At 66.2% G+C, this 11,420-nt stretch carries 12 protein-coding genes and 1 pseudogene; 5 read left to right on the forward strand and 8 right to left on the reverse strand.

The annotated features are described in order from the left end of the window. Window positions 1-36 precede the first annotated feature (36 nt). From H629_RS0104825 to H629_RS0104845, 5 genes are all read left to right on the forward strand, one after another. On the forward strand, window positions 37-1,044 hold the full coding sequence (locus H629_RS0104825) for a DNA-processing protein DprA (protein ID WP_017883928.1): 1,008 nt from the start codon (window positions 37-39) through the stop codon (window positions 1,042-1,044). 119 nt (window positions 1,045-1,163) lie between these two features. After that, a complete protein-coding gene (locus tag H629_RS0104830; RefSeq protein WP_017883929.1) occupies window positions 1,164-1,697 on the forward strand; it encodes a hypothetical protein in 534 nt (177 codons plus the stop codon). After that, window positions 1,694-3,526, forward strand: a complete 1,833-nt coding sequence (locus tag H629_RS0104835; RefSeq protein ID WP_017883930.1) for a TraM recognition domain-containing protein — start codon at window positions 1,694-1,696, stop codon at window positions 3,524-3,526. The genes H629_RS0104830 and H629_RS0104835 overlap by 4 nt, the downstream gene beginning before the upstream one ends. Window positions 3,527-3,565: 39 nt before the next feature. Next, complete coding sequence (locus H629_RS0104840; RefSeq protein ID WP_024356176.1) at window positions 3,566-4,009, forward strand: single-stranded DNA-binding protein; 444 nt, start codon at window positions 3,566-3,568, stop codon at window positions 4,007-4,009. Between the two features lie 20 nt (window positions 4,010-4,029). Beyond that, entirely contained in the window at window positions 4,030-4,623 is a 594-nt protein-coding gene (locus H629_RS0104845; protein WP_024356177.1) for a hypothetical protein, read from the forward strand. Window positions 4,624-4,705: 82 nt separating this feature from the next. On the opposite strand, the gene H629_RS0104850 is transcribed toward H629_RS0104845, so the two are convergent. From H629_RS0104850 to H629_RS0104880, 8 genes and pseudogenes are all read right to left on the reverse strand, one after another. Further along, complete coding sequence (locus H629_RS0104850) at window positions 4,706-4,912, reverse strand: helix-turn-helix domain-containing protein (protein ID WP_051066173.1); 207 nt, start codon at window positions 4,910-4,912, stop codon at window positions 4,706-4,708. Window positions 4,913-4,964: 52 nt separating this feature from the next. After that, window positions 4,965-5,957: a tyrosine-type recombinase/integrase gene (locus tag H629_RS13975; protein ID WP_017883934.1), complete on the reverse strand. Its 993-nt coding sequence runs from the start codon at window positions 5,955-5,957 to the stop codon at window positions 4,965-4,967. 120 nt (window positions 5,958-6,077) lie between these two features. Further along, window positions 6,078-6,278: pseudogene (locus H629_RS15800) on the reverse strand (hypothetical protein); the annotation flags it as partial. Window positions 6,279-6,639: 361 nt separating this feature from the next. After that, the gene (nrdF, locus tag H629_RS0104860; RefSeq protein ID WP_024356179.1) at window positions 6,640-7,608 is read right to left on the reverse strand and encodes a class 1b ribonucleoside-diphosphate reductase subunit beta; all 969 of its coding nucleotides are present in this window, start codon (window positions 7,606-7,608) and stop codon (window positions 6,640-6,642) included. A gap of 126 nt (window positions 7,609-7,734) precedes the next feature. After that, window positions 7,735-9,876: a class 1b ribonucleoside-diphosphate reductase subunit alpha gene (nrdE, locus tag H629_RS0104865; protein WP_024356180.1), complete on the reverse strand. Its 2,142-nt coding sequence runs from the start codon at window positions 9,874-9,876 to the stop codon at window positions 7,735-7,737. Beyond that, a complete protein-coding gene (gene nrdI, locus H629_RS0104870) occupies window positions 9,876-10,304 on the reverse strand; it encodes a class Ib ribonucleoside-diphosphate reductase assembly flavoprotein NrdI (RefSeq protein WP_024356181.1) in 429 nt (142 codons plus the stop codon). The genes nrdE and nrdI overlap by 1 nt, the downstream gene beginning before the upstream one ends. A gap of 171 nt (window positions 10,305-10,475) precedes the next feature. Then, window positions 10,476-10,709: a glutaredoxin-like protein NrdH gene (gene nrdH / locus H629_RS0104875; protein WP_024356182.1), complete on the reverse strand. Its 234-nt coding sequence runs from the start codon at window positions 10,707-10,709 to the stop codon at window positions 10,476-10,478. A gap of 296 nt (window positions 10,710-11,005) precedes the next feature. Next, window positions 11,006-11,386, reverse strand: a complete 381-nt coding sequence (locus H629_RS0104880) for a hypothetical protein (protein ID WP_152485644.1) — start codon at window positions 11,384-11,386, stop codon at window positions 11,006-11,008. Window positions 11,387-11,420 lie beyond the last annotated feature (34 nt).

Genomic DNA, 11,420 nt, shown 5'->3' on the forward strand with positions numbered 1-11,420 from the left:
TGTCCTCTGACAGTGACGGCGGTGCAGGAGGCGGTAATGAGCGAGTACACGGCAGACACGATCGCGCGGATCACGCTCGCCGTGCTCACCGAGCCCGGTGATCCGGTCACCGGGCAGCTCGTGCAGGCCATCGGCGTCACGGAGACGCTCGCGTTGATCCGCGACCCAGGCGCAGCGATCCCGTCACAGGTCGACCCTGTGGCCGGGGTGAGGTGGCGGCAGCAGGCCGCCTCGTTGCAGAAGGACGCGCTCACCGATGAGTTGATCGGCCTGACCGAGCGCCACGGCCTGCGCATCCTCACCCCGCACCGCCCCGGCTGGCCCACAGCCCTCGCAGACCTCGGCCACGCCGCACCGCTGGCGCTGTGGGCGAAGGGCAACCCGGAACTGCTCACCGCCTCGCTCTCGTCCCGGGTGACGATCACCGGCGCCCGCGCCGCCACCGGCTATGGGGTGCAGGTCACTCGTGAGTTCGCGTGGCAGCTCGCAGCGTCGCCGCGCATCCTCGTCTCGGGCGGCGCCTACGGCATCGACGCCGAAGCCCACCGCGCCGCCCTCACTGCGCGTTCGGCATCTACGATCGCGGTGCTCGCGGGTGGCCTGGATCGGCCGTATCCGCAGGCGCACGATGACCTGTTCCGCCGCATCACCGATCAGGGTGGCCTCCTCCTTTCCGAGGCCGCGCCAGGATATGCGCCGACGAAGGGCCGGTTCGAGGCACGTTCGCGTCTGCTCGCTGCCCTCTCCGCCGCGACGGTGATCCCGGAAGCCGGGGCACGGTCGGGAAGCCTCCGGGTCGCGGTCGCCGCCTACGAACTCGGCCGCCAGCTCGGCGCGATCCCTGGGCCGATCACCTCCGCGAACTCAGCCGGCTGCCACCGGCTCCTCGCCGAAGGCCTCGCAGAAGTCACCACGAGCGTCGGAGATGTCGAAGCGATGCTCGACCCGACGCCAGCGGCGTACCAGCTCCCGCCGGCATATCAGTCGGCCGCCCGCCGCACCGCCCCAGACCCAGGCCGCGGCGCGGGCCGGCCAGCGCTCTGAACCCCGGCGCTCATCACTGCCATCCACGTCGCGCCGTCCTGGGTGTGTGTCTTCCGGCCCGATGGCACCCCTTGCCTCGGGCCGATCTCTGCCTGCCCGTCTTATGAAGGAGACCCTGTATGTCGAAGCGTGATCGCTCGAACCCTGCTGATCCGTCCGTGGTGATGGTGCGCATCGTCGTCGCCGAGGACGGCACCCTGGCCGTCACGGTCGACGGGGCGCCGTTTCTGCCGCCGGAGTTCTCCCCGCCGTGGCGGCGGGGATCGTTCCCGGCGATCGTGGACGCGATCCGCGAGCAGACCGACTGCACGATCCGCGTCGACGTCATCGAAACCGACGGCCGCACGATGACCGACTTCTACACCCCGCGCCCGCGCCGCACCCCACAACCAGAGGCGCAGCCGGTGCAACAGGTTCCGCCCGTGGCCGCGGTGCCGGTGCCGGTGGTGCCGCGTCTGGTGCAGTTCGCGGGGTCGGGGATGGTGCCGGGCGAGGATGTCGCGGTCGCGATCGTCATCGCGCACACCGAGACAGGGCCCGACGGCATCGCCCGCGCCCTGATCGATTCCCGCTACCTCGACCACGCGCCCACCAATGAAGTGATTCTCCTCGGCCGGATCTCTGCCACCGTCTGCATCGGGGCACCGCAGTGACCTCCCCGATCCGCCCGACGGGGAGCCTCGGCGACGAACTCACCAACGCCGCCCTCGTAGGGCTCGCCACCCTCGCCGTCATCGCGGTGATCCTCCGGGCTGCGGGCAGTGTCACCGCGTTCCTCACCGGCACCCCGCAACCCGATACCGGGTTCGGCGCCGGGGCCGGGGTGCTCCTGCACCCCGGCGCCCCTGGCGCCGCACTCGGCGCGCCGGGCCTGAACCCGGTCGTGTACTGGGTCATCGCCGGCACCATGATCTTCACCGCCGGGGCTGCGGCCTGGCGGGGGTGGACGGCGATCCGGCAGCACGGCCGCCGGCAGGCGATGGACCCGTACCGGATCGCCGGGATCGCCACCCGCGCCGAAGTCGCGAAAGCGGGATCTCCGCGCGCGCTCCTGGCTCGGGCGGGGAACCTGCGCCCGTCGCTCGAGAACCCTGAGCCTTCAGAGGTCGGGTACCGGCTCGGGGTGTCGCGCGGGGTCGAGGTGTGGGCGTCGGTCGAAGACTCGATCCTGCTGATCGGGCCGCCCCGCTCCGGGAAGGGCGTGCACATCGTCATCAACTCGATCCTCACCGCCCCCGGCGCGGTCGTCACCACGTCCACTCGTCCGGACAACGTGACCGCCACGATCCGGGCCAGGGAGAAGGTGGGGCCGGTGGCGGTGTTCGATCCGCAGCACCTCGCCGACGGCATCCCCGCCGGGCTCCGCTGGTCGCCCGTCAGAGGCTGCACCGATCCCCTCACCGCGATGATTCGCGCCGCAGGGCTCGCCTCCGCCACCGGGCTCGGGAAAGGCGGGGTCGAGGGCGGAGACTTCTGGGAAGCGAAAACCCGTGTTGCGCTCCAATGTCTGCTCCACGCCGCCGCCCTCGACCAGCGGCAGCCCGCCGACCTGTTCCGGTGGACGCTCGACCCCGCAGCCGCCGGCGACGCCGTATCGATCCTCGCCACCCACCCGCAAGCCGCGGGCGGGTGGGCGGAGGCGTTGCAGGCGATGATCGACGCGGACCCGCGTACCAGGGATTCGATCTGGCAGGGCGTCTCCCTCGCCCTCGCCGCCCTCGCCGACCCCCGCGTGCTCGATGCCGTCACCCCCGGCCCCGACGAGGTATTCAACCCCGAAGACTTCCTCGCGAAGAAGGGCACCCTGTACCTGCTGGCGACCGCGGCCGGGGCGAACAACAGCGCCCCGCTGGTCGCAGCGCTCATCGAAGACGTAGTCGAGGCAGCCCGCCGCCTCGCCGCACGCTCCGCAGGCGCACGACTCGATCCGCCCCTGCTGCTCTGCTTGGACGAGGTCGCGAACCTCAGCCCGTTGCCGTCGTTGCCGACGCTCATGGCCGAAGGCGGCGGCACAGGGATCACGACCATGCCGGTCTTGCAGTCGCTTGCGCAGGCGCGGGAGCAGTGGTCGGAGCACGCGGCCTCCGCGATCTGGGATGCCGCGATCGTGAAGATCGTCCTCGGCGGCGCCTCCAACAGCCGCGACCTCCAAGACCTCTCAACCCTGATTGGGGAACGCGATGAGATCACCGACTCCACCACCGTCGGCGACCACGGCACCCGCTCCGCGCAACGCTCGATCCGCCGCGTACCGATCATGCCGCCCGACGCGATCCGCCGACTCCCGTTCGGCACCGGCCTCGTGCTGCTGCGCGCGGCACCGCCGATCGTGGCACGCCTGCGCTCCTGGAACCAGCGCGCCGACGGGAAACAACTCGTAGCCGACCGCCGCGCGGTCGAAGCAAAACTCCATTACCGGCAGGCCAACACCCAGCCGGGCGCGGACGATCCGTCAGGCAGAGAAGGTGCACCTGTTTCGTAGAGCCGTGATGGGCGCGGCCGTGAAGCAGGAGGCGAAATCGTGTCGATCCCGACCAAGACCTCGTTGTCAGGGTTCATCGCAACCACCCCGCATCCCTCTTCCACGAAGAGCGGGGTGCCGCGCATGTTCGCCCGCGTGGGCAAGCCCCGCTACCGGCGTGAGGAGGACGGCACATTCACGGAGCTCGAACCCTCGTTCCATGACCTCGTCGCGTTCGGGGAGAGCGCCGTGCGCGCACTGTCGACGCTGCAGAAGCACGACAACTTCGTCGCCGAGGGGCGCGTGAATCGCCGAACCATCGAGCGAGACGGTGTGCCGACCGAGATCGAGCAGTTCATCGTCTCGAAGATCGGCCCCGACGCCGCCCGCACCACCTTCACGATGGATCGCAGCCAGCGCGCCAGCCGAACCGTCGAACGCACCAGCACCGCTGCCCGAGGCACTGAGCGGAGCACGTCGCCGGTGTTCGCCAGGGCCATGTGAACCGGGAAGGGGACCCCGCCATGAACATCGACGCGCCCGCCGACGAGGAAGGCTTCGACCCCGAAGAACTCGAGGAGGAGGACGACGGCACTGACCCGCTCAGCACTGTCTCTCTGCCGATCACCCCGAAGCCGATCAACTGGCATCTCCTGCGCTCGCACGAAGCCGAACAAGAATGGCTCGATCTGAACCAGTGGGTGAACCAGCTCCGCGAGACCTATGGGCTGCCCGCGTCGGTAGTGCCGCCGTTCTGGCATCGGCATCCCGAACTCGTCTGGGAGCTCTCTGCGCTGCACACGCATTGGCTGTGCAGCTACGACCCCGAACAGGACGGGTCGGGGCCGATCGCGTGGCACACCGATTTCGCGCTCGCCCGCGAACGGCTCCGCGAATGGGTGGCCACCTGCGGCACCCGCCTGGATCGCGACCGGCCAACTCGGCAGACCACCTGGCCTGGTGAGGTTGCGCAGGCACCGATTGAGGATGAGGTAATCCCGGATCGGGACGCTGACTTCATCACGTTCGTCTCTGCCGACGCCGCCCGTCGCGCCCAGATCGAAGAGGAAACGATCGCCGCCGCGGTCGCGGCCGCAAAGGGTTCGAAGTCTCAATGATCCCGGCCGGCACCCGTGGTTGGACTCCCGGCCAACACGAAAGGGAGGAACGTCCGCCAGGACCGTTCCTCCCTTTTCACTTCTATCGCGTCGATGGAATCTCGACCAGCAATCGTTCTTCCAGCTCCTTCATGTCGACTCGGATCAGGCGTCCCACACGGTACCCAGTAACCGTGCCGTCCGAGATCCGCCGGCGTAGCGTCTTCACGGACACCCCGAATCTCACCGCGGCCTCTGCCAACGGGACCAGGTTCTCGACGGGCACTTTTGTTCGAGATTGACGAACCATGTCAACACCTCTCCTTCTCTGTCGTCACATGGGTTCATCCCATAGGTGCCCTTCACGAATCCCGGGCCGCACCGCTACTACCGTTCTCAGGCAGTGCGGAGGTGATGGCAGCCTCGACACGGCGACTCATTCGACAGGCGAGTTCTCGATCTCTCGTCATCGTGGCGTGCTGGTATCGCAACACGATCCTCATATCCGAGTGCCCGCCCCGACGCATCAGCTCAGCCAACGTGGCACCCTCTTGAGCGAACAGCGTCAGACCGGTGTGGCGCAGATCGTGGAAGCGAAACCTTGGGGGCAGCCCAGCGACGTTGTCACGGACGTCACCCCAGATGAACCCCCAGCGAGTGTTGGAAAGGGGCATGCTTCCGCGAGGGCTTGCCGGCACCAAGGGCGCTTTGGCCTCCGGCGCGACGCGCGACAGAAGGTGCTCGCGCAGGCGATCAACCATCAGATCTGGGACGCTGAGCGATCGCTTGCCTGCGTCGCTCTTCAGATCTGTGTAGTCCCCGGTGTTCGCGTTCAGCTGTCGACGTACGTGCAGCGTGGCGCTCCCGTCTGGGTACCATTCAACGTCTCGGCGTTGGAGTCCGAGGCACTCGCCTCGCCGCAACTGGCACCACGCGGCCAGCAGCACCATGATCGACCACTCAGGGGGTGCCGCCGCATACAAAGCTTCAACCTGTTCGGGTGCGATCACGTCCTCGCTGGCATCGTGGTCGGCATCGTGTCGCACCGGCTCTTGACGTGGAATCGAGACGTTCGGAGCCGCAGGAGTGATGCCGTCCCGTGCCGCCTGTCGCAAGATCATCATCAATACGATCAAGACCGGACGCGTGACGCCGTTGAACTTCGACCTCGGATTCAACGGCGATGGGATCTTGTCGAGGCGTTCTGTCATGACGCGAATCCGGGCCTCGTCGATGTCACGGATTGGAGTGTTCTCGAACTCTGGCACCAGATAGCCCGTGACTTTGCTCTGGTAAGAGCGGACGGTGCCGACGGCACGCTTCTTACCGCTGCGGTTCGGCTCCGTGCGGATCATTGCAAGCCAACGCTCCGAGTACTCCGAGAACCCGACCGCGCGCGCCTGATCCGCAGCTGCTTCCGCGCGACGACGTGCAGCCACTGCGGACGGAGGCTGCCAGTCGCCGCGAGCAATCTTCGTGTGAGCGCCTGCGAGCCAGGTGCGAGCATCCGTCTTGGTAAGGAACGTCAGCGGTTTGTCGTCGTCGGTTCGCGCAGTGTAAATCTCCCCGTCAGGCGCCGGATAGCGAGCCTGCCATCGCCCCGAAGGGAGCTTTCGCAGGCTTCCCCAGGTCTCACGCTTTGTAGTTGGCCTCTTCTGCTCCGTGACGCTCATCATGCCCTCCCGTGGCCGCAAACGGACTGTTGCGGACGGTCGTGCCACTTCGTGCCACTAGGCACCTGGATCAGCCCAGATCCGCATGATTCTGCGGTTCCGAGCGAGCCTGAAACGTCCTCGCTGGCACGTTGTGGCACGGCCTCGGTGACCTCTCGAACCTGCTTTCCGTCCGGGAACCCACCCCGCTCTGGTCTGGCAGGTGCGCCCGTGCCACCTCCGTGCCACTCCGACTGGATACTGATGTGCATTTCCGTCCTCCTCTGTTCATCAGGAGGTGGCATGAAAAGAGGCCCGGAACTGCAGAATCCTGCAGTTCCGGGCCTCTCATCAGCCCTCACGGGCCTGGGGCTACATCAACGACTCAGAAGTCCCAGTCCTCGTCTTCGGTGGCGACGGCCTTGCCGATGACGTAGCTCGAGCCGGAGCCCGAGAAGAAGTCATGGTTCTCGTCGGCGTTCGGGGAGAGCGACGACAGGATCGCCGGGTTCACGTCGGTCATCTCCTTGGGGAACATCGGCTCGAAGCCGAGGTTCATGAGCGCCTTGTTCGCGTTGTAGTGCAGGAACTTCTTGACGTCTTCGGTGAGGCCGACCCCGTCGTAGAGGTCCTGCGTGTAGAGCACCTCGTTCTCGTAGAGGTCGTAGAGCAGCGCGAAGGTGTAGTCCTTGAGCTCCTGGCGGCGCTCTTCGGTCTCGGCTTCGAGCCCCTTCTGGAACTTGTAGCCGATGTAGTAGCCGTGCACGGCCTCGTCTCGGATGATGAGGCGGATGAGGTCGGCGGTGTTCGTGAGCTTCGCCTTCGACGACCAGTAGATCGGCAGGTAGAAACCGGAGTAGAAGAGGAACGACTCGAGCAGGGTCGACGCGATCTTGCGCTTGAGCGGGTCGTCGCCCTCGTAGTAGTCGACGATGATCTGCGCCTTCTTCTGCAGATACGGGTTCTCGAGCGACCAGCGGAACGCGTCGTCGATCTCCTGCGTCGAGCAGAGCGTCGAGAAGATCGACGAGTAGCTCTTCGCGTGCACCGACTCCATGAACGCGATGTTCGTGTAGACGGCCTCCTCGTGCGGGGTGATCGCATCGGGGATGAGCGAGACCGCGCCGACTGTGCCCTGGATCGTGTCGAGCAGCGTCAGACCGGTGAACACGCGCATGGTGAGCAGCTGCTCCTCGGCCGTGAGCGTCGCCCACGACTGCACATCGTTCGAGAGCGGCACCTTCTCGGGAAGCCAGAAGTTGTTGACGAGACGGTTCCAGACCTCGAGGTCTTTCTCGTCCTCGATGCGGTTCCAGTTGATTGCCTGCACTGCGTGGCCCAGCTTGAAGTTCATCGGTGTTCTTTCTTCTCCGTCATCCTGCCGAGAGTTGCAGGATCTCTTCGATCCAAGGGTGCGGATCCCGCGGCTCGCATCACCCGCAGGATACCGGAGGCCCGCGTCACGCGGGCCTCCGAACGATCACAGCATGCAGCTCACGCACTGCTCGAGCTCGGTGCCCTCGAGCGCGAGCTGACGCAAGCGGATGTAGTAGATCGTCTTGATGCCCTTGCGCCACGCGTAGATCTGCGCCTTGTTGATGTCGCGCGTCGACGCGGTGTCCTTGAAGAACAGGGTGAGCGACAGGCCCTGATCGACGTGCTGCGTGGCCGCGGCGTAGGTGTCGATGATCTTCTCGGCGCCGATCTCGTAGGCGTCCTCGTAGTATTCGAGGTTCTCGTTCGTGAGGTACGGAGCCGGGTAGTACACGCGGCCCAGCTTGCCTTCCTTGCGGATCTCGATCTTCGACGCGATCGGGTGGATCGACGAGGTGGAGTTGTTGATGTAGGAGATCGAGCCGGTCGGCGGCACCGCCTGGAGGTTCTGGTTGTAGATGCCGTGCTGCTGCACGCTCGCCTTGAGCTCGCGCCAGTCGTCCTGCGTGGGGATCGTCACGCCGGCGTCGGCGAAGAGCGCGCGCACGCGCTCGGTCTCGGGCGCCCACACGGCGTCGGTGTACTTGTCGAAGAACTCGCCCGACGCGTACTTCGAGTCGGCGAAGCCCTCGAAGGTGGTGCCGCGCTCGATCGCGATGGCGTTCGAGGCGCGCAGCGCATGGAACAGGATCGTGTAGAAGTAGATGTTCGTGAAGTCGATGCCCTCTTCGCTGCCGTAGTGCACGTGCTCGCGCGCGAGGTAGCCGTGGAGGTTCATCTGGCCGAGGCCGATGGCGTGCGACTTGTCATTGCCGTCCTCGACGGAGCGCACCGAGGTGATGTGGCTCATGTCGCTCACCGCGGAGAGGGCGCGGATCGCGAGCTCGACGCTCTCGCCGAAGTTCTCGCCGTCCATCATCTTCGCGATGTTCATCGAGCCGAGGTTGCAGCTGATGTCCTTGCCGATGTGGTCGTAGCTGAGATCCTCGTTGTAAGTGGTCGGGGTGTTGACCTGGAGGATCTCCGAGCAGAGGTTCGACATGTTGATGCGGCCCTTGATCGGGTTCGCCCGGTTCACCGTGTCCTCGAACACGATGTAGGGGTAGCCCGACTCGAACTGCAGCTCGGCGATGGTCTGGAAGAAGTGGCGTGCGCTGATCTTCGTCTTCTTGATGCGCGCGTCGTCGACCATCTCGTGGTACTTCTCCGAGACGGAGATGTCGCCGAAGGGCACACCGTAGACCTTCTCGACGTCGTAGGGCGAGAAGAGGTACATGTCCTCGTTCTTCTTCGCGAGCTCGAAGGTGATGTCGGGGATGACGACGCCGAGGGAGAGGGTCTTGATGCGGATCTTCTCGTCGGCGTTCTCGCGCTTCGTGTCGAGGAACTTCATGATGTCGGGGTGGTGCGCCGAGAGGTACACCGCACCCGCGCCCTGACGCGCGCCGAGCTGATTCGCGTAGCTGAAGCTGTCTTCGAGGAGCTTCATCACGGGGATGATGCCGGAGGACTGGTTCTCGATCTTCTTGATCGGGGCGCCGGCCTCGCGGATGTTCGAGAGGAGGAGCGCGACTCCGCCGCCTCGCTTGGAGAGCTGCAGCGAGGAGTTGATGCCGCGTGAGATCGACTCCATGTTGTCCTCGATGCGGAGGAGGAAGCAGGAGACGAGTTCGCCTCGCTGCGCCTTGCCGAGGTTGAGGAAGGTCGGGGTCGCCGGCTGGAAGCGACCGGAGATGATCTCGCGCACGATGCCGCGCGCCAGCTCCTCGTCGCCGCGGGCGAGGCCGAGGGCGACCATCACGACGCGATCCTCGAAGCGCTCCAGGTAGCGCTTGCCGTCGAACGTCTTCAGTGCGTACGAGGTGAAGAACTTGAACGCCCCGAGGAAGGTCGGGAAGCGGAACTTCATGCCGTAGGCCTCGTCGCGCAGCGCCTCGATGAAGTCGAGCGAGTACTGCTCGATGAGCTCGCGCTCGTAGTAGTCGTTGTCGAGGAGGTAGCGCATCCGCTCCTCGAAGGAGTGGAAGAACACCGTGTTCTGGTTCACGTGCTGCAGGAAGTACTGGCGCGCGGCTTCCCGATCCTTGTCGAACTGGATCTTGCCGTCGGCGTCGTAGAGGTTGAGCATCGCGTTGAGCGAGTGGTAATCCATCTCGCTGATCTTCGACGACTCGTGACCGGCTTCCATCACTGCGCCTCCGGCGGCAGTGGCTGTTCCTGCAGAGCCCAAAACTTTTCCAATCCTTCGTGGACGGCGGTGACGTCGTCCGGGGTTCCAAAGAGTTCGAATCGATAGAGGAAAGGCACGTGGCACTTCCGGGCGATGATGTCGCCCGCGATTCCGTAGGCCTCACCGAAGTTGGTGTTGCCCGCCGCCATCACGCCCCGCAGCAGCTTGCGGTTGCGCTCGTCGTTCAGAAAGCGGATCACCTGCTTGGGAACGGCCCGCGTCTCGGGGCCGCCGCCATAGGTGGGGACGAGCAGCACGTAGGGCTCGGTGGCCACGAGCGGTTCGTCGCGCGAATGGAGGGGGATGCGCAGTGCCGGGCGTCCGAGCTTCTGCACGAAGCGGTGCGTATTGCCCGACACGCTGGAGAAGTACACCAGGTCGGTCATGCTCGTCACCTCCGCGCGAACCCCCGTGGGCTGTGAAGCCCCCTCGCTGCTGAACCGCCGCCGCGGGCCGGGCCTACGGGCCCCGCCCGCCGCAGCGGTTCGAAATGATGTCAGTGCGGTCGAGCCGATCACGAGCACTCCCCCGCTCGATGCCGACTCGGCCCGGATCGCCTACGCGAGGCGGCCGGCGAGCTCCGAGATCTTGTCGGGGCGGAAGCCCGACCAGTGCTCGTCGTCGGTCACCACCACGGGAGCCTGCAGGTAGCCGAGCTCCTTCACCGTTTCCAGCGCGGCCTCGTCCTGCGAGAGGTCGAGCACGTCGTACTCGATCCCCTTGCTGTCGAGCGCCCGGTAGGTCGCCGTGCACTGCACGCACGACGGCTTGGTGTACACCGTGATGGCCATTTCACGCCCCTCTTCCAAAACTCAGTCGCCCCATCCGGGGCACTACATATAGTGAACCACACCCGCGCCGACCACAAGATGCAGTAGTTACAACGCTGTAGTTTTCCACTTTATTTCCACCGAGCGCCAGCGCATCTGGGGAGAACTTTCGGCGGAGTTCCGCCCCTCTCAGGCGGTTATCCACAAGCCGCGAGGCGCGGAAGTTTTTTCCCACACACCCCCGCCCCGGCGTGTCGCACCGCACCCTCGCGACCGCCTCCCGGAGCCGTCGCACGACCGCCCCGGCGGGCTTCGATTCAGAGTGCGATCGGCCACAGCAGCTCCCTTCCGTCGGGCTGGAACCAGCGCAGCACCAGCATCGCGTCGGCCGACGCGGCAGCCGCGGATCCGGTCGCGCCGCGCACCACGACCCGCAGCCGCTCCTCCGGGTAGACGGTGCGAGGCAGCGACAGCCCCAGCATGCCGTCGCCCGCGAGAGCGAAGCGCACCGAATGCAGCGGCCCGTGACCGCACTGCTCGACCTCGATCACCCCGCTCACCGAACGCGCGATCACCCGCCACGGCACCTCGACGGCGCCGCCCGCCTCTGCGCGCACCGTCGGCACGGCGTGCCGAGTCGACGACGGCCGACCCCGAGGGGGCGGCTGCAGCCGGGTGCTCAAACGGAAGGGGGTCATGTCCTCACGCTAGGCCGTACCACTGACATTGACG

This window comes from Leucobacter chironomi DSM 19883 (genome assembly GCF_000421845.1).
Classification (GTDB): Bacteria; Actinomycetota; Actinomycetes; order Actinomycetales; family Microbacteriaceae; genus Leucobacter; species Leucobacter chironomi.